This is a genomic window from Haloarcula sp. MBLA0163, assembly GCF_055632435.1.
In genome coordinates, this window is sequence record NZ_CM145745.1 from 3,180,356 (window position 1) to 3,196,090 (window position 15,735).

Annotated in this window: 18 protein-coding genes, 1 tRNA gene and 1 pseudogene; 13 read left to right on the forward strand and 7 right to left on the reverse strand. The window is 69.1% G+C overall.

The annotated features are described in order from the left end of the window. Positions 1-47: 47 nt before the first annotated feature. From ACV7GQ_RS16965 to ACV7GQ_RS17005, 9 genes are all read left to right on the forward strand, one after another. Positions 48-120: transfer RNA gene (locus ACV7GQ_RS16965), tRNA-Pro, on the forward strand. Positions 121-303: 183 nt separating this feature from the next. Next, positions 304-1,479, forward strand: a complete 1,176-nt coding sequence (locus ACV7GQ_RS16970; protein ID WP_470311382.1) for an AGE family epimerase/isomerase — start codon at positions 304-306, stop codon at positions 1,477-1,479. A gap of 126 nt (positions 1,480-1,605) precedes the next feature. Beyond that, on the forward strand, positions 1,606-3,702 hold the full coding sequence (locus tag ACV7GQ_RS16975) for a minichromosome maintenance protein MCM (RefSeq protein ID WP_470311383.1): 2,097 nt from the start codon (positions 1,606-1,608) through the stop codon (positions 3,700-3,702). Continuing rightward, on the forward strand, positions 3,703-3,975 hold the full coding sequence (locus tag ACV7GQ_RS16980) for a DUF7854 family protein (RefSeq protein WP_470311384.1): 273 nt from the start codon (positions 3,703-3,705) through the stop codon (positions 3,973-3,975). 19 nt (positions 3,976-3,994) lie between these two features. After that, positions 3,995-4,600 (forward strand): DUF7504 family protein, encoded by a 606-nt coding sequence (locus tag ACV7GQ_RS16985; protein WP_470311385.1) that lies wholly within the window; start codon positions 3,995-3,997, stop codon positions 4,598-4,600. A 38-nt stretch (positions 4,601-4,638) separates the two neighbouring features. Beyond that, positions 4,639-4,974, forward strand: coding sequence for a DUF7855 family protein (locus ACV7GQ_RS16990; RefSeq protein ID WP_470311386.1), 336 nt, complete (start codon positions 4,639-4,641; stop codon positions 4,972-4,974). Then, positions 4,971-5,780 carry a DUF7856 family protein gene (locus ACV7GQ_RS16995; protein ID WP_470311387.1) on the forward strand — a complete coding sequence of 270 codons (810 nt, stop codon included), beginning with the start codon at positions 4,971-4,973 and terminating at the stop codon, positions 5,778-5,780. Before ACV7GQ_RS16990 ends, ACV7GQ_RS16995 begins: the two co-directional genes overlap by 4 nt. Positions 5,781-5,813: 33 nt before the next feature. Further along, a complete protein-coding gene (locus ACV7GQ_RS17000; protein ID WP_470311388.1) occupies positions 5,814-6,539 on the forward strand; it encodes a DUF7857 domain-containing protein in 726 nt (241 codons plus the stop codon). Further along, positions 6,536-7,201 (forward strand): MinD/ParA family ATP-binding protein, encoded by a 666-nt coding sequence (locus ACV7GQ_RS17005; protein ID WP_470311389.1) that lies wholly within the window; start codon positions 6,536-6,538, stop codon positions 7,199-7,201. Before ACV7GQ_RS17000 ends, ACV7GQ_RS17005 begins: the two co-directional genes overlap by 4 nt. On the opposite strand, the gene ACV7GQ_RS17010 is transcribed toward ACV7GQ_RS17005, so the two are convergent. After that, positions 7,180-8,040 (reverse strand): transcription initiation factor IIB, encoded by an 861-nt coding sequence (locus ACV7GQ_RS17010; protein ID WP_470311390.1) that lies wholly within the window; start codon positions 8,038-8,040, stop codon positions 7,180-7,182. The two genes, ACV7GQ_RS17005 and ACV7GQ_RS17010, sit on opposite strands and share 22 nt — an antisense overlap. Before the next feature lie 171 nt (positions 8,041-8,211). Between ACV7GQ_RS17010 and ACV7GQ_RS17015 the strand changes: the two genes are divergently transcribed. The 3 genes and pseudogenes from ACV7GQ_RS17015 (at position 8,212) to ACV7GQ_RS17025 (ending at position 10,672) form a co-directional block, all read left to right on the forward strand. Further along, a complete protein-coding gene (locus tag ACV7GQ_RS17015; RefSeq protein WP_470311391.1) occupies positions 8,212-8,706 on the forward strand; it encodes a DUF7858 family protein in 495 nt (164 codons plus the stop codon). A 78-nt stretch (positions 8,707-8,784) separates the two neighbouring features. After that, positions 8,785-10,304: pseudogene (locus ACV7GQ_RS17020) on the forward strand (glutamate-cysteine ligase family protein). Between the two features lie 134 nt (positions 10,305-10,438). After that, positions 10,439-10,672 (forward strand): hypothetical protein, encoded by a 234-nt coding sequence (locus tag ACV7GQ_RS17025; protein ID WP_470311392.1) that lies wholly within the window; start codon positions 10,439-10,441, stop codon positions 10,670-10,672. Here the strand turns inward: ACV7GQ_RS17025 and ACV7GQ_RS17030 are convergent. The 5 genes from ACV7GQ_RS17030 to ACV7GQ_RS17050 are packed head-to-tail and all read right to left on the reverse strand — an operon-like array spanning position 10,651 to position 14,006. Next, on the reverse strand, positions 10,651-11,100 hold the full coding sequence (locus ACV7GQ_RS17030) for a TIGR00725 family protein (protein WP_470311393.1): 450 nt from the start codon (positions 11,098-11,100) through the stop codon (positions 10,651-10,653). The two genes, ACV7GQ_RS17025 and ACV7GQ_RS17030, sit on opposite strands and share 22 nt — an antisense overlap. Before the next feature lie 40 nt (positions 11,101-11,140). Next, positions 11,141-12,553, reverse strand: a complete 1,413-nt coding sequence (phaC, locus tag ACV7GQ_RS17035; protein WP_470311394.1) for a poly(3-hydroxyalkanoate) polymerase subunit PhaC — start codon at positions 12,551-12,553, stop codon at positions 11,141-11,143. A 3-nt stretch (positions 12,554-12,556) separates the two neighbouring features. Beyond that, on the reverse strand, positions 12,557-13,102 hold the full coding sequence (locus ACV7GQ_RS17040) for a poly(R)-hydroxyalkanoic acid synthase subunit PhaE (protein ID WP_470311395.1): 546 nt from the start codon (positions 13,100-13,102) through the stop codon (positions 12,557-12,559). Positions 13,103-13,147: 45 nt separating this feature from the next. Beyond that, complete coding sequence (locus tag ACV7GQ_RS17045; protein WP_470311396.1) at positions 13,148-13,699, reverse strand: hypothetical protein; 552 nt, start codon at positions 13,697-13,699, stop codon at positions 13,148-13,150. 7 nt (positions 13,700-13,706) lie between these two features. Then, complete coding sequence (locus ACV7GQ_RS17050) at positions 13,707-14,006, reverse strand: AbrB/MazE/SpoVT family DNA-binding domain-containing protein (RefSeq protein ID WP_470311397.1); 300 nt, start codon at positions 14,004-14,006, stop codon at positions 13,707-13,709. A gap of 299 nt (positions 14,007-14,305) precedes the next feature. Between ACV7GQ_RS17050 and ACV7GQ_RS17055 the strand changes: the two genes are divergently transcribed. Then, a complete protein-coding gene (locus ACV7GQ_RS17055) occupies positions 14,306-14,851 on the forward strand; it encodes a MaoC family dehydratase (RefSeq protein WP_470313179.1) in 546 nt (181 codons plus the stop codon). Here ACV7GQ_RS17055 and ACV7GQ_RS17060 read toward each other — a convergent pair. Then, positions 14,848-15,690, reverse strand: a complete 843-nt coding sequence (locus ACV7GQ_RS17060; protein WP_470311398.1) for an alpha/beta fold hydrolase — start codon at positions 15,688-15,690, stop codon at positions 14,848-14,850. The genes ACV7GQ_RS17055 and ACV7GQ_RS17060 overlap by 4 nt on opposite strands. Between the last annotated feature and the right edge of the window lie 45 nt (positions 15,691-15,735).

The window sequence follows — 15,735 nt, forward strand, 5'->3', positions numbered from 1 at the left end:
ACGGCCAACGAAACCCTTTACTCGGTGACGGGCGCACGGTGAGGTACGGGATCGTGGGGTAGCTTGGTAACCTTCGGGCCTTGGGTGCCCGTGCCCCTAGTTCAAATCTGGGCGATCCCACTTCTTTACGACTGACACCCCGAGCGTCGCGGCCGGTCCGGCGGTGTCCGGGGCGACGTCGTACTGACGCACGACGCCCTGCCCACCCCCAGTGAGGTCGTCGTCGAGTGCCTCTGAGGGCGGCTCCACGACGCCGTCGGCCGCCGACCGAACCTTCTTGCTGGCCCCGGACGTCTCGCCGACATGCCCGACTACACCGACTCCGACTGGCTCCGGGACCGGATGCGGGCGGTACTGGACTTCTACTACCCGACCTGCGTCGACGAGACCCACGGCGGGTTCGTCGCCCAACTCGACGCCGACACCGGCGAGGTGTACGACCCCGACACCAAGCACCTCGTCGCGGCGGCGCGGTTCACCCGCAACTTCGCGCTGGCCGGCGAGGTGCTCGGCGAGGTCAAGTGGCGCGAGGCCGCCGAGCGCGGCGTCGAGTTCCTGCAGGACCACTTCCGGGACGCCGAGCGGGGCGGCTACCACTGGCTGCTCGACGGCACGACGCCGACGGACTCCCGGCGGGTCTGCTACGGACACGCCTTCGTCGTGCTCGCGTACGCTCGCGCGGCCGACGCCGGCGTCCAGAACGCCGGGAAGTACCTCGACCAGACGTGGGAACTCATGGACGAGCGGTTCTTCGAACCCGAGCAGGGGCTCTACCGGAGCGGGTGGGACGCCGACTGGCGCGACCCGGACCCCTACCGCGGGCAGAACGCCAACATGCACGCCTGCGAGGCGGCGCTGGTCGCCTACGAGGTCACCGGCCAGCAGCGCTACCTCGACCGGGCCGCCACCGTCGCGAAGCGGCTCTGTGTCGCCCTCTCGACCGACGACGGTCGCCTCTGGGAACACTTCGAGACCGATTGGACGCCTGACTTCGAGTACAACCGCGACGAGCCGGCCCACCAGTTCCGTCCGTGGGGGTACCAGCCCGGCCACCACGTCGAGTGGGCGAAGCTCCTCTCGATACTCGACCGGCATCTGGACGCCCGGTGGCCCGGCCAGCGCGCGCCCGAGCTGTTCGAGACGGCGCTGGACGGGTGGGACGACGACTCGGGTGGGTTCTACTACACGCTCGACGAGGACGGCGACCCCGTCGTCGACGACAAGTACAGCTGGGAGGTCGCGGAGGGTATCGGCGCCGCCGCGGCGCTGGCCGAACGGACCGGCGACGACTGGTACCGGGAGTGGTACGACCGCTTCTGGGCGTACGCGCTCGACACGATGGTCGCGCCCACAGGCGGGTGGTACGAGCGGGTCGACGCCGACGACGAGGCCTACCCGACCGGCGGCGGGCCCGCCGTCGAACCCGGCTACCACCCCATCGGGGCGTGCTACGAGGGTCTGCGGAGCATCGGCGAGTGACCGACCCCACCCCGTCGTTTCGCGCCCGGACCGGACGACGGCACGGGTACGGACCGTCGGACCGACCACTTTCACCAACCTTTGCGAACCTTCTTAGGCCAGTGGGCGTAACCTCTGTGCACTCAGATGGCGACCGCCGAGAACACCGAACTCATCGACCGTTTCGAGGAGTTCTACCGCAACTACTACCGCAACGAGATCGGTGAGCTCGCCCAGAAGTACCCGAACGACCAGAAGTCGCTGTACGTCGACTGGCAGGACCTCTACCGGTTCGACCCCGACCTCGCCGACGACTACCGCACGAAACCCGAGCAGCTGCAGGAGTACGCCGAGGAGGCCCTCCGTCTCTACGACCTCCCGGTGGACGTCTCGCTCGGGCAGGCCCACGTCCGCGTCCAGAACCTCCCCGAGTCCGAGGACATCCGGGACATCCGCCACGAACACCACGGCAACCTCATCTCCGTGCAGGGCATCGTGCGCAAGGCGACGGACGTCCGCCCGAAGGTCCTCACGGCCGCCTTCGAGTGCCAGCGCTGTGGCACCCTCACCCGCATCCCGCAGGCCGCCGGCGACTTCCAGGAACCCCACGAGTGCCAGGGCTGTGAGCGACAGGGCCCGTTCCGCCTGAACACCGACCAGTCCGAGTTCATCGACGCCCAGAAGATCCGCGTCCAGGAGTCCCCGGAGGGTCTCCGCGGCGGGGAGACGCCACAGTCCATCGACATCAACGTCGAGGACGACATCACCGGCACCGTCACGGCCGGCGACCACGTCCGCGCGACGGGCATCCTCAAACTCGACCAGCAGGGCTCCGACCAGGACAAGTCCCCGATGTTCGACATCTACATGGACGGGGTCAGCATCGTCATCGAGGACGAGCAGTTCGAGGACATGGAGATCACCGACGCCGACAAGAAGGAGATCGTCGAACTCTCCAACGAACCCGACATCTACGACCAGATGGTCGGCGCCATCGCCCCCTCGATCTACGGCTACGAGAAGGAGAAGCTCGCGATGATGCTCCAGCTGTTCTCCGGGGTGACCAAGGACCTTCCTGACGGCTCTCGGATACGTGGCGACCTCCACATGTTGCTGATAGGCGACCCTGGGACGGGGAAGAGCCAGATGTTGTCATACATCCGAGAAATCGCACCACGCTCGGTGTACACCTCCGGCAAGGGCTCCTCCAGCGCAGGTCTGACCGCCGCAGCCGTCCGCGACGACTTCGGCGACGGCCAGCAGTGGACGCTCGAAGCGGGGGCGCTCGTCCTCGCGGACCAGGGCATCGCCGCGGTGGACGAACTCGACAAGATGAGCCCCGAGGACCGCTCGGCGATGCACGAGGCCCTCGAACAGCAACGCATCAGCGTCTCGAAGGCCGGCATCAACGCCACGCTCAAATCGCGGTGTTCGCTGCTGGGCGCGGCGAACCCGAAGTACGGCCGGTTCGACCAGTACGAACCCATCGGCGAGCAGATAGACTTAGAACCCGCGCTCATCTCCCGGTTCGACCTCATCTTCACCGTCACGGACCAGCCCGACGAGGAGTCTGACCGGAACCTCGCCGAGCACATCATCCAGACGAACTACGCGGGGGAACTCCACACCCACCGCACGCAGAACCCGACCTCGAACTTCTCCGAGGAGGAGGTCGACACCGTCACCGACGAGGTGGCCCCGACCATCGAGCCGGACCTCCTGCGGAAGTACGTCGCCTACGCGAAGCGCAACTGCTTCCCGACGATGACCGAGGAGGCGAAGTCGGTCATCGAGGACTTCTACGTCGACCTGCGCCTGAAGGGCCAGGACGACGACGCGCCGGTGCCGGTGACCGCCCGGAAGCTCGAGGCGCTAGTCCGTCTGGCCGAGGCCTCCGCCCGCATCCGCCTCTCGGACACCGTCGAGGAGGCGGACGCCGACCGGGCGGTCGACATCGCCCACTACTGTCTGAAGGAGATCGGTGTCGACCCCGAGACCGGCGAGTTCGACGCCGACGTGGTCGAGACCGGCACCTCGAAGAGCCAGCGCGACCGCATCCAGAACATCCGGGGCATCATCGCCGACATCGAGGACGAGTACGACGAGGGCGCGCCCATCGACGTCGTCGTCGAACGCGCCGAGGAGGTCGGCATCGACGAGTCGAAGGCCGAACACGAGATAGAGAAGCTCAAACAGAAGGGCGAGGTGTACGAACCGCGCACCGACCACCTCCGGACGACGTAGATGGACCGCATCTCAGCCCTGCGGAACGTCGAGGAGGCGCTGGCCGCCTTCGAGGCCGGCGAGTGCTCGCTCTCCGACCTCGAGACCGACGTCCGCGGCGTGTTGCGAACCTACGCCGCCGATTTCGAGGGCGAACTGCGGGCCTATCGGGCCAGCGGTGACGGACCGGCCGACGGCCTCGTCGTCCTCGCCGCCTCGGCACCCGAGGCCCGAGAGCGCGTCGCGGACCTCGTCGAGGACTCGGTGACGTTCTCGGTATCGGCGGTCGACTGATTCGACCCGAGAGACCACCATGTGTGACCTACCAGACGCGCTCGCGGACGCCGGGACGACGCTGCTGTGTCGCGCGCCGGCCTCCGACGAGCGTGGCCACGTCGGGAGCGAGACCTGTCTGGGCCTGCTGGCCGCCGCGGAGTCGGACGCGACGGTCGTCGTGGTGACGTGTACACGACCGCCGGCGGCGTGTCTCGACGCCTACCCCCACGCAGTCGAGGCGGCCGACGCCCCCTCGCTGACCGTCGTCGCCGTCGGCGACGCGTCGACGGCGGCCGACCCGCCGGTCGCGGGCATCGACGTCGACACCGTCGCGACGCCGAGCGACCTGACCTGCCTCGGCATCACGCTGAGCCAGACGCTGTCGGCGGCCGACGACGTCGTCCTCTGTTTCGACTCGCTGACGGCGCTGCTCGAGACCGTCCCCGTGGAGACGGTGTACGAGTTCCTCCACGCCGTCGTCGGCCAGCTCGACGCGGCCGACGCCGACGCGCACGTCCACCTCGACCCGACCGCCCACGACCGCCAGACGGTCGACAAACTGGCGCCGCTGTTCGACACCGTCGTCGAGGTCGACGACGACGGTCGAACGGTTCGGACGCGAAAGTTTTCTGAGCTACGATAGCATAAATTTTTTAGACTATATAGAAAAAGTATGCGGCAGTGCTGCTGGTCGTGGCCCACTCCCGCCCCGCTCGTCGTGACCTGCGCAACGTCTGTCGAGCGCACGAGGACTGCGTCGTCAGGCGGTTCGGCCGGGCGGCGCTGCTGCCGTGGACGGAGTTCGCCGCGTTTCAGGCCCTCCGCCTCCACGAGAAACACGGCCTCGACGTCCAACTGGAGCGCGTCGTGCCGTTCGAACCCGCCGACGCGCCCGACCACGTCCGGGCGGCGGCACGCGCCTACGAGGACCGGGAGGCCCCCTCGACGCCGTACGCGCGGTTCGCGTCGGGGCGGGACCTGCCGGACCCGGCGGAGATGCGGGGGACCGACCTGTGAGGCTCACCGTCCGGGGGACGACCTACGAGGGGCGGGCCGTCGACCTCCGGGGGAAGGGCGTCGACGGTGCGACGCTCGCGGCGGCCGTGCGCGGCGACCGCTGTCTCCCCGCCGTCGCACCGACCGCTCCGCCGTCGGTGTACGACCACTGCGGACACGTCCACCCGGAGATGGGGCTTCGGACCCGGACGGCCCTCGCCGCCGCCGGCCGCTCCCGCGGCCGCGAGACGCCCCACGACGACGCGATAGCGGACCTCCGCGAGCGACTGGCGTCGCTGGACCCGACGCCCCCGTCGCTGCCGCCCGCCAGGGACCGCGTCCCGGAGTCGACGCTCGCGGACCTCAGGGAGAGGGCCGCCACGGAGCGCGGTCGCCTGACCGCCCGGGAGGCCCTCGACGGCGACACTGACGCCGCCGAGCAGGCGGTCCGCGAGGCCACCCGGACGCTCAGCGAACGGGAGACCGAGCAGGTCGCCGCCGAGGAGAGCCGGCGCCGCCGGCGCGAACTGGCACGGGCGTACCGGGACCGGATGGCAGAGCGGCGGCGACTCGCCGACGCCCTCGCGAACCGTCGACGCGACGCCCGCGAGTGGCTCGTGGCCCGGCTCCGCGACCGGTACGCCGCGGCGCTCGACGCCGTCCCCGGACCGGTGCCCTCCGACCCGTTCGAGGCGCCGCCGGTGGCGGCGGCGCTGGCCGTCCTCCGCGTCGCCCGGACCGCCGCCCCGGTCGTCCTCGAAACTGGACGGTTCCCGGACCCGGCGACGGCGGCGGACACCCTCGACGCACCGGTCGTCCGGTGCTGAGGTTTAAACCAGAACGGGCGGCCACGTCGGGCCATGGTTACGCTCGACTGCACGACCAGTCGCCACGACGGGGTGACGCTGGTCACGCTCCGCCTGCGGGACCTCGACGCGCCGACTCGGGTGACCGTCCGCAACTGCCTCGACGGCCCGGTGTGGCCGCCACGCCGCGAGGGACTCCCGGTCACCGGCTGGACCGAGGCGGGGTTCGAAGCCGTCGTCGGCCCCGGCGACCACGCGCTCGGCTACGCGACGCCGGCGTCCCCGGCCGACCCGCCGGCGGTTCTCGACGACACGACGCCGGCACCGGACGCCGACTGCACGCCCGCCGGGAGCGCCACCGACGTGGTCCGCGACCTCGGCGACCCATCGCCGCCCGCGGACGCCGTCCCGGCCGGTGTAGCGACGACCGACGCGGAGCCACGTGACGCTCCCACCGGACCGGGTCGCCCTCCGGCCGAGTCGACCACCGCGAGGCCGAGGTGCCGAACCGCCAGTCGGACGCCGTCGACGGCCGACCCGTGGCTGGAGGCGATGACTGCCCGGGTCGAGGTGACGGAGTCGCTGGCCGACGCCGACACGCTCCCGGCGGCGACGGCGGCGGTACGCGAGGCCGGCGGACTGGCCGCGGTGCGGGCGCTCGCCGCGTCCGGGTCGGCCGACGAACGCCGGCTCAGAGAGTTTGCGCGACGCGCGGAGACGCTCGCCGACCGCCGTGCCGCCGCCACCGTCCCGGTCGAGACGCTGGCCCGCATCGCATGATCCTGGCCGTCACCGGCGGGAAGGGCGGCGTCGGGAAGTCGACGGTCGCGTACAACCTCGCGGCCGAACTCGACGGCGTCGTCGTCGACGGCGACCTCGCGATGGCGGACCTGCCGGCCGGTCACGGCCCGGACCTCCACGACGTGCTCGCGGGCCGAGCGACCGTCCACGAGGCGGTCCGCGCCGACGGGCCGGTGACGACAGTGCCCTGCGGGCGGACCCTCGCGGGAGCGCGGGCCGCCGACCCGCGGGCACTGACCGACGCGCTGGCGACGCTGGACCGGACCTACCGCTGGGTCGTCGTGGACTCGCCGGCGGGTCTGCGCGCCGACGTCGGGCTCCCCCTCACGGTCGCCGACGCGGCGGTGGTGGTGACGACGCCGTCGACGGCCGCCATCGCCGACGCGCTCCGGGTCCGGGCACTCGCCCGCGAACTGGACGCCGGCCTCTGCCGCGTCGTTCTCAACCGCACCGGGCCGGCCCCGGCGACGCGGCCGGTCGCCGACCGCTTCGGCGCGCCGGTCGTCACGATACCCGACAGCGACGCGCTGGCGACGGCCCAGCGCCACGGCTCGCCAGTCCGGCAGACCGCGCCGGACTCGCGCGCCTGCGACGCCTTCGAAGAACTCGCGGCCGCCGTCTACGACTGTAGTTCCGTGTAGGTCCCCCGGAGCGTCACCGGGGTCACGTCGCCCACCTCGGCCGCGTCGGCCTGTGTCAGCGCGACGTCCCGCTCCTGTGCCGCCGTGTAGAGACACGCCGCGGCGACGCCGGCGGGGTTGCGCCCGCCGACGATGTTCCGCTCGCGCGCCTCCGCGACCAACTCCTCCGCGCGACTGCGAACGCCCTCGGAGAGGTCCAGCTCCGTCGCGAACCGGGGGACGTACTCGCGGGGGTCGATGGGGCCCGTCGGTAGCCCGAGGTCGCGGTTGAGCGCGTCGTACGCGGCCCGGAGCTCGTCCGGGTCGGCGCGGGCCGCGCGACACAGTTCCTCGACGGTGCGGGCGACGCCCTCGGTGCGGCAGGTGGCGTACACCGCGGCGGCGGCGAACCCCTCCAGCGACCGCCCCTGCAGTAGGTCTTCGTTCTGTGCCGACTCGAAGAGGACACAGGCCCGGTCGCGGATGGCGTCGGAGAGGCCGAGCGATCCGACGACGCGCCGGATCTCGGTGAACGCGTATATCTGGTTGCGCTCGCGCTTGGAGCTGACCTGCGCGCGGCGGTGCTGGCGCCGGAGCCGGGCCATCTGCCGGCGCTTCCGCCCCTTGAGTCGCGTCGACCGGCCGATGTCCGTCGAGAGGCCGCGGTCGTGGCGCGACCGGGTCAGCGGCGCCCCGGTCCGGGCCCGCTGGGTGTCGTCGTCCGCGAAGCTGCGCCACTCGGGCCCCCGGTCGATGGCGTCCTCGCCGACGACCAGTCCGCAGCGGTCACACACCGTCTCCGTGCCGTCCTGTTGGAGCGCGCCGTCGCACTCGGGGCACCCCGTCGTAGTCGTGCTCATCGTAGTTCGACCTACGGCCGGATGGCGGGTTAAAAAACCGATGGATACGCCCGTCTGCGGTCGGTTTCGGACGCAACTACCGACCGGTCACCAGTACGTACCGTACGGCTGCGGGCGTCGACCGCGACGGAGTCACCACGTTTAAATTTCGACGCGCAGATAGCGATACCAATGGGGTTGGCAGACATTGCCGCCGGCATCGAGGTGACCGAGCGGCAACGCGACTGCGGGGTGGCGGCCGTCGACGACACCGACGCGCCACTGGCCGAGCGGTTGGGGCCGTTCGCAGAGGCGTTGCCGTGCTCGGCCGAGGCGGCGGCGACGGTGGTCGAGTCGTACGCCGCCGGCGACGCCGTCGACGACTGCGGGCACGCGGCGGGCGTCCCGCCGGTGACCGCGGCGAAGACGCTCCACCGACTCGGCGAGCAGGTGTCGCCGCTCGGACCGCGGGGCCGCGATATCGTCCGGGACTGGCTCTCGGGGGACCTCGCCCGCGGCGACGCCCGGACGCTGGCCGGCGTCGGCGAGCGAACCTTCGCGCTGGCGGCCTACGTCGAGAGCCACGACCCGCTTCCGGCGGCCCGGGACGCCGTCGAGGGGGCGCTGTCGATGCCCGACGGGGACCCGCTGGCGGAGACCCACAGCGACGTCGACGAGCTGCTGTGAGCGGCGTCGAACCGGTCGACGTACCGCACTCGCGGCGACTGGACCACACTTAACACGTCCGGACGTGAACCCGCGTCCATGTCGGCATCGGAACTGGCTGCGGCGGTCGCGCGGGCGCTCGACGTGGACCCCGAGGCGTTCCACGCGAACGCACGCGAGGAGGCCGAACAGCTCAAAGACGAGGTCCGGTCGGGGACGTTCGACAACACGGAGGCCATCGTCGGAATGGAGCTGGAGCTGTACGCCGTCGACGACCAGACCGACGCCCTCCGGCGGGTCCCCCGGCAGTTGCTCGAGCTCATCGGGTTCGAGAAGGAGCTCGGACTCCACAACGCGGAGATGCAGACCAGCCCGCAGCCACTGAACTCCCACGGACTGGCGGCCCAGCGCGACGAACTGAAGGCGTCGCTGATGCCGGCCCAGCAGCGACTCGGGACCGAGGGGATCCGGCTCGTCTCCGACGGGATGTGGACGGTGCCGCCGAACGGCGAGACGGCCGAGAGCTACCTCTGTGACGCCGTCTCCGAGGACGGCGTTCGCATCGGGACCAACATGTCCGACGCGGTGCGGTACCACACGATGGCCAACACCGACTACCCCTCGGCGTTCGAACTCGACGCTCCACACGTCTCCCTCCAGGCAGAGACGGTGATGCCCGAGGCGCTCATCACCTCCATCCAACCGCACTACCAGATCCCCCACGCGCCGGACCTCCCGGAGTACTTCAGCTACGCCCTGCGCGTCGCCGCGCCCGTACTCGCGCTGGGGGTCAACGCTCCGTTCTTCCCCCGGACCTCTACGACGACGCGCCGGCCGAGGAGATACTCGAGGACGCCCACATGGAGCACCGCATCGGCGTCTTCGAGTCCGTCCTCAACCCGCCCGAGGACGACCCGACGCCACCGAAGGTGTGTTTCCCGCCGGACTTCGACACCGTCGAGGACGCCATCGACGACATCGTCGCCGACGACACCATCGTCCCGATGGACGTCCAGTCCGGCACCCGCTTCGACGACGCGTTCGTCCACCTCCGACACAAACACGGCTCGTACTGGCGGTGGATCCGTCCGGTGTTCGAGGGGGCGACCCGCTCGGCGGCCAACGCCCGCATCGAGTTCCGGCCGCTGCCGGCCCAACCGACCGTCGACGACGCCATCGCCTTCGAGGCACTGTTCGCGGGCCTGATGGAGAGTCTGCCGCGACTCGAACACCCCATCCAGTCGCTGGACTGGGCGACGGCCAAGGAGAACTTCTACGCGGCCACTCGCGAGGGGCTGCGGGCCGACATCGAGTGGATAACGGCGGACGGCGCGACGACCACCTCGACCGACGAGCTGTACGGCGAACTGTTCGAACACGCCCGCGAGGGGCTCGAACAGCGCGGCCTCTCCGCCGAGGAGGCCCACGGGTACATCCGCCCGCTCCGCGAACGGGTCGACCGTCGACTCACGCCGGCCCGCTGGAAACACGACTACGTCCGCCGGCGCGTCGAGGAACACGTCCCGCTACCGGAGGCCATCTGGGGGATGCAGTCCACCTACATCCACCGGCAGAAGGAGACGCTCCTCGACGGGAGCTTCGTCGACTGGTTCGAGTGAGGGCTCGGTCGCTCGCTGCCCGTGGCGCATCCGCGGCCGCCTTGGGGTAGCCTCGGCGCCGACGGCGGGCCGCTGTGGCACGCGATTCCACTCCCGGGGGTCCACTTTTGCGCGCGGCGCCCCTTCTCACCGCTATGGAGTTCAGCGAACGTGAGCGCCGCCTCGCCGTGGTCGTCACCGCCCTCGTCGGCCTCGCCCATCTCGCGGTTCCCGGCGTCCTCCTGCGGACCGCCCGCGTCGGGTACGCCCGACTGTTGGCCGTCGAGTTCCGCCCGACGTCGGGAGCCCGTCGCCGGGTCCGCGCGGTCGGAGTCACCTTCCTCGCGCTGGCCGCGGCGCTGTGGCGCTACACTGCCGTCTCGACGTAATCGACCGCGTCGGCGGCCGTCTCGACGTGTTCGACGCCGTCGACGCCCGCGACCGAGTGTGTCCCTATGCCGGCGACCGGCCGCCCCATGTCGAGCGCATGACCCAGCTCGGAGAGCGTCCCGGTGCCGCCGTCGACGGCGACGACCCCTGCGCCGTTCATGACGACGAGGACGTTGCGGGCGTTGCCCATCCCGGTGGCGATGACGGTATCGACGTAGTCGTTGGCCGCCGCCCGGTGCTCGCCCGGGAGGATGCCGATGGTGTGGCCGCCGGTCTCGCTGGCGCCCTTGCACACCGCTTCCATGACGCCGGTCAGGCCGCCACAGACGACCTCGTGGTCCCGCTCGCCGAGCAACCGCCCGACGGTCCGTGCCTGCCGGTACTGTTCGTCTGTCACCTTCGATCCGCCGATGACGGAGACGCGCATAGCGACGTTTCGGCGGCCAGTGCGAAAAGGTATCGCCGGGCTAGAGCTGGTCGAGCCAGTCCCGTGCGCGGGACTCGGTCGTCTCGGCGATGTCCGCGAGTTCGGCCGCGTCGTACCCCGCGAGGTCGCCGACGGTCTCGACGCCGGCGGCGCGCAGGCGGTCGGCGTAGGTCGGCCCGATGCCGGAGACGGTCTCGACGTCGGCGCCGGCCTCGGCGCCGAACTCCTCGGTCTCGACGGCGTCTTCGGTCGCGTCGACGACGTCCTCGGCGACCTCTTCGACGGCCTCCGCGGCCGTCTCGCCGGGGGACTCGACCTCGATGTCGACCTCGTCGGACGGGTTGCGGTCGCTGTACCACTCGGCCACCTCTGGCCAGAGGTCCGCGTGCGTCGAGGAGGACACCGAGAGGCCGATGTGGCCCGTCGAGAACTCGATGGTCTTCGTGTCCTCGCTCGGGATGACGTCGGTGAACGGCTTCGAGGCCTCCGGCGGGATGAGGTGGTCGTACTCGCCCATGAGCTGGAGGACGGGCATGTCGATGTTCTCGAGGTCGACGTGCTTGCCGTCGAGTTCCAGCTCGTTCTTGTAGAGCTTGTTGTCCTGATAGACGTCCTCGAGGAACTGGACGTAGGCGTCGCCGGCGACGTCGATGCCGTCACCGAGCCACTTCTCCATCCGGCCGAAGTTCTCGACGAACGACTCGTTCTCTAAGTTCTCCGCGAGACGGATGTACTTCGAGACGTAGTTGTCGACGGGGTCCATCAGCGCGAAGCCGATGTCGAGCATATCTGCGGGGACGTTGCCGAACGTGTCGACCACGTCCTGGGGGTCGTAGTACTCGTCGGAGCCCCACTCTTCGAGCACACCGCCGGTCTGGTCGAAGCAGAGGCCGGCGGCCATCAGGCCGAGCGTGTTGACCTTCTCCTTGTGGAGTGCGGTGTACATCACCGACATCGTCCCGCCCATGCAGTACCCGAGGATGTTGATGGCGTCCTGGCCGGAGCGCTCCCGGACCACGTCGACGCAGTTGTCCATGTAGCGGTTGACATAGTCGTCGAGCGTGAGGTGCTGGTCGAGCCGCGATGGCTCGTTCCAGTCGATGAGATAGACGTCGTGGCCGGCCTCGAGCAGTCGGCGCACCACGGAGCGCTCTTTCTGCAGGTCGAGGATGTACGGCCGGTTGATGAGCGCGTAGACGATGAGGATGGGCACGGCTTCCTTCTCGTCCTCGTCGACCTCGATGCCGGCGGCCTCGGCGTCGTAGTGGAGGAGTTCGAGCTTGTTCTCCTCGTAGACGACCTCCGATGGGGTCTCGCCGACCTCGACGGACTCCATCAGTTCGAGCCGCTCGTCGGCGACCTGGCTCGTCTCGGCGGCCTCGGACATGGATTCCAGCGTCTTGGTCTGCCAGTCGAGCGCGGCCTTGAACGGGTTGAATGGGTTACTCGACATGGCTCACTCCTCGAGGTGTTCGAGGACCCGGTCGAGCTTCTCCTCGACGGCGTGCTGGCGGCGCTCGACCTCGACGAGGCGCTCTGCGACCTCGTCCATGTCGTCGCGGGTCGGGAACCCCATCTGGGCGATGGCGTCCTGGTTGAGCTCGTCGGCTTCCTGTTGCATCTCCATCATCGACTCGACGAGCTGGCCGTTGGCCGCGGCGAACGCCGACGTACCCATCACGTGCTTGAACGCCTCGTTGGCCGACTGGAGCCAGATGTCGCGGAACTCCGCGGGGTCGACGTCCTCGCCCTGTGCGGCCTCGGTCGAGCGTTCGACCATCTGCTCGGCCGCGTCGATCCACTCCTCGTAGGCTGCGTTGTACCCCTGCAGCCCTTCGGAGAGCTCGTTCTCCTCCGGGATGGAGTCCTCGACGGCGTCGGCCCACGACTCGACGAAGGCCGCCTGGGCCTTCATGTTCTGTTCCATCGAGTCGGCGACGGCGTCGTTCATCTGTTCGACCATCTCTGCCCATTCGTCCTGCATCTGGTTTGTATCGCTCATGTATCTAGTAATTCGCGCTGTCGCGCACAAAAAACGGCTGGTTCGTTACGCTTCGACGGCGTCAGCGGCCTGGGCCTGCACTTCCTCGACCTGCGCCTGCATCTCCTCGACCTGCTCCTGGACCTCTTCGAGCTGGTCGCTGAACTGCTCGGCGACCTCCACGGACTGGGACTCGAGTTCCTCGTGAGCCTCGACGAGCATCTGGACCTGCTCGTCGACGGCGTCGACGTAGTCGGCGGTCATCTCGTCGTAGGACTCGACGCCCTCGACGAGCTCGCTCTCGATGTTGTCGAAGACCTCGGCGTGGTTCTCGAGCAGGAAGTCGTACTGCTCGTCGACGGCCTGACGGACCTCGTCGACGGTGCCGGCCATGCCGGGGACCGTGCTCTCGACGGCGTCGAGGTAGCTGTGGAAGACGGTCTTCGAGAGCTCGACACCGCGGCGCTGGGCCGACTCCTGGGTGTCGAGGCTACCGATGAACGCCTCGCTGACGTTCTGCTGGAACGAGACGGTCTGCTCGAGGGCCTTCTGGCTCTGTTCGATGGACGCGCGCTGCATTTCGAAAGCGGTCGTGACGGGGGTTGTGTAGTCTACCATTGTTGTATTACTCGCTGTTGTTGTTGCTGACCGGGAGGACGACTGTCTGGACGATATCGCCTTCTTCGATTCCGAGCGCTTCACGCTCGGCGTCGGGGATGCTGATTCGTCCACCGCTCTGGACGCGGGTCTTGAACGTCGCCATCTGGCTCATCGCACCGAGCTGATTCATATCGAAGCTCGGCATGCCGCCGCTCGCGAACATCTGCTTCATCAGCTGCTGCTGCTGTTCCATCGCGTTCTCGCTCGCCTGCTGCATCCCCTTGAACATCGGGGGCCACATCAGACCATCGTCCTCGTCGGCCATCTGTACTCCCTACTACACTGTTCAATGACTTAAAACTTCCCCTCGTTTACCATCTGATACCATTGAGTACCATTGAATGGTATGAAAGGCTGAGAGGTGGTGAGCGACGCGTTCGGCGCCGCTGGAGTGGTCATCGAATCGCCATTATGCCGTTGTCGGTCGGTAGAAGCCGTCTCGTGGCCATCGAGGACGAAATAACACCAAGATTTAATAGCCGGACCCCTAAATACGTCCCATCGATGAGTTCTGAATCACATCGGAATCCGCTGCTCGATACGTGGACCGAGACTTCTTCCCACATGTTCAACAGCGTCGTTGCGGCGAACCGAGCAGCGTTTGCGGCGTTCGGCGTCCAGCAGGAGGAGGGGGACGCTGCCCCTCCCGCCGAGCGTATCGAACCGAACGAGGACCTGCCCGAGTGGCACGTCACCATCTCCGAGGACCACCCAGACAACCTGGGCGTCGGCGACCGCGTCGAGTTCACCAAAACCATCTCCGACGGCGACGTCAAGCAGTTCGCCGCCGCGAGTGGGGACACGAACCCGCTCCACCTTGACGACGAGTTCGCCGAGAAGACACGGTTCCGCGGCCGCATCGCCCACGGGACGCTGGTCGGCAGTCTCATCAGCGCGGCGCTCGCGCGCCTCCCCGGACTGACAATCTACCTCTCGCAGGACCTCGAGTTCCACAACCCCGTACGTATCGACGACCGTCTCACGGCCGAGTGCGAGATCGTCGAGGACCTCGGCGACGACCAGTACCGCCTGACGACGCGGGTCAAGAACGAGTCGGACGTCGTCATCGACGGCGAGGCCGTCGTGCTCATCGACGACCTGCCGAACTAACAGAACGAGCGCAGCGCCCGGTTGAACCGCTCCGGCCGCTCACGCGGTGGGCAGTGCCCGCAGTTCTCGACTATCTCTAACTCGCTCTCGTCCAGCGCCGCTGCCGCCCGCTTCGACCACGACCTGGGGAGGAGCGGATCGGCCTCACCGTGGACCAGGAGGGTCGGTACCGACAGTTCGTCGAGGCGGTCGGAGTAGTCCGTCCGGAATCCCGTCCGCCGGAACTCGCTGCGCTGCCAGCGGCGCATCGCCCGCACGGTCTGCCGGTCGACCACCGCGTCCACGTCGTCGACGAGTTCCTGCGGGGGTTCGGTCGCGCCCATGCTCCGCAGCCCCGTCCTGATGGCCGGTTTCGAGGCGCTGACGCCCTGCCAGAGCATGTTCCCGAGGACCGGCGTCTGCAACACGCCGCTGGCGGCCGTCCGCCAGTAGGCGTCGGCGCCCAGTCCGTAGCTGTCGACGAGGGCGAGTCGCTCGACCTCGCCCCCATCGAGCGCGTGGCCCAGTGCCAGTGCCCCACCCATCGAGAGACCGGCCATTGCCGGGGCCTCGATGTCGAGTGCGTCGAGGAACGCCTCGACCGTCTCCAGATAGTACGCCGTCGTGTACGCGCGGTCGGGTTTGTCGCTCTCGCCGTGGCCCGGCAAGTCCGGTGCGTAGACGGTCCGCTCCTCGGCCAGTTCGGGGAGCGCGTGGCGCCACGAGACGGTGGCGGCGTCCAACCCGATGCCGTGCAGGAACACCATCGGCGGCCCCTCGCCACCGGTGCGGTAGTGTACGTCCACGTCGTCGCCGTCGACGGTGAGGTCGAGGCGCTCCGACGTAATCTCGGCAGTCATCGCCCGGCAGTCAGTGTTCGAGGGGGATGAGGCTTTCTCTCGGGG

What these genes read in the sequence shown, in the direction of transcription:
- ACV7GQ_RS16970 (WP_470311382.1), top strand. Translation starts at nt 304, where the DNA reads ATGCCCGACTACACCGACTCCGACTGGCTCCGGGACCGGATGCGGGCG.
- ACV7GQ_RS16975 (WP_470311383.1), top strand. Translation starts at nt 1,606, where the DNA reads ATGGCGACCGCCGAGAACACCGAACTCATCGACCGTTTCGAGGAGTTC.
- ACV7GQ_RS16980 (WP_470311384.1), top strand. Translation starts at nt 3,703, where the DNA reads ATGGACCGCATCTCAGCCCTGCGGAACGTCGAGGAGGCGCTGGCCGCC.
- ACV7GQ_RS16985 (WP_470311385.1), top strand. Translation starts at nt 3,995, where the DNA reads ATGTGTGACCTACCAGACGCGCTCGCGGACGCCGGGACGACGCTGCTG.
- ACV7GQ_RS17000 (WP_470311388.1), top strand. Translation starts at nt 5,814, where the DNA reads ATGGTTACGCTCGACTGCACGACCAGTCGCCACGACGGGGTGACGCTG.
- ACV7GQ_RS17005 (WP_470311389.1), top strand. Translation starts at nt 6,536, where the DNA reads ATGATCCTGGCCGTCACCGGCGGGAAGGGCGGCGTCGGGAAGTCGACG.
- ACV7GQ_RS17010 (WP_470311390.1), bottom strand. Translation starts at nt 8,040, where the DNA reads ATGAGCACGACTACGACGGGGTGCCCCGAGTGCGACGGCGCGCTCCAA.
- ACV7GQ_RS17015 (WP_470311391.1), top strand. Translation starts at nt 8,212, where the DNA reads ATGGGGTTGGCAGACATTGCCGCCGGCATCGAGGTGACCGAGCGGCAA.
- ACV7GQ_RS17025 (WP_470311392.1), top strand. Translation starts at nt 10,439, where the DNA reads ATGGAGTTCAGCGAACGTGAGCGCCGCCTCGCCGTGGTCGTCACCGCC.
- ACV7GQ_RS17030 (WP_470311393.1), bottom strand. Translation starts at nt 11,100, where the DNA reads ATGCGCGTCTCCGTCATCGGCGGATCGAAGGTGACAGACGAACAGTAC.
- phaC (WP_470311394.1), bottom strand. Translation starts at nt 12,553, where the DNA reads ATGTCGAGTAACCCATTCAACCCGTTCAAGGCCGCGCTCGACTGGCAG.
- ACV7GQ_RS17040 (WP_470311395.1), bottom strand. Translation starts at nt 13,102, where the DNA reads ATGAGCGATACAAACCAGATGCAGGACGAATGGGCAGAGATGGTCGAA.
- ACV7GQ_RS17045 (WP_470311396.1), bottom strand. Translation starts at nt 13,699, where the DNA reads ATGGTAGACTACACAACCCCCGTCACGACCGCTTTCGAAATGCAGCGC.
- ACV7GQ_RS17050 (WP_470311397.1), bottom strand. Translation starts at nt 14,006, where the DNA reads ATGGCCGACGAGGACGATGGTCTGATGTGGCCCCCGATGTTCAAGGGG.
- ACV7GQ_RS17055 (WP_470313179.1), top strand. Translation starts at nt 14,306, where the DNA reads ATGTTCAACAGCGTCGTTGCGGCGAACCGAGCAGCGTTTGCGGCGTTC.
- ACV7GQ_RS17060 (WP_470311398.1), bottom strand. Translation starts at nt 15,690, where the DNA reads ATGACTGCCGAGATTACGTCGGAGCGCCTCGACCTCACCGTCGACGGC.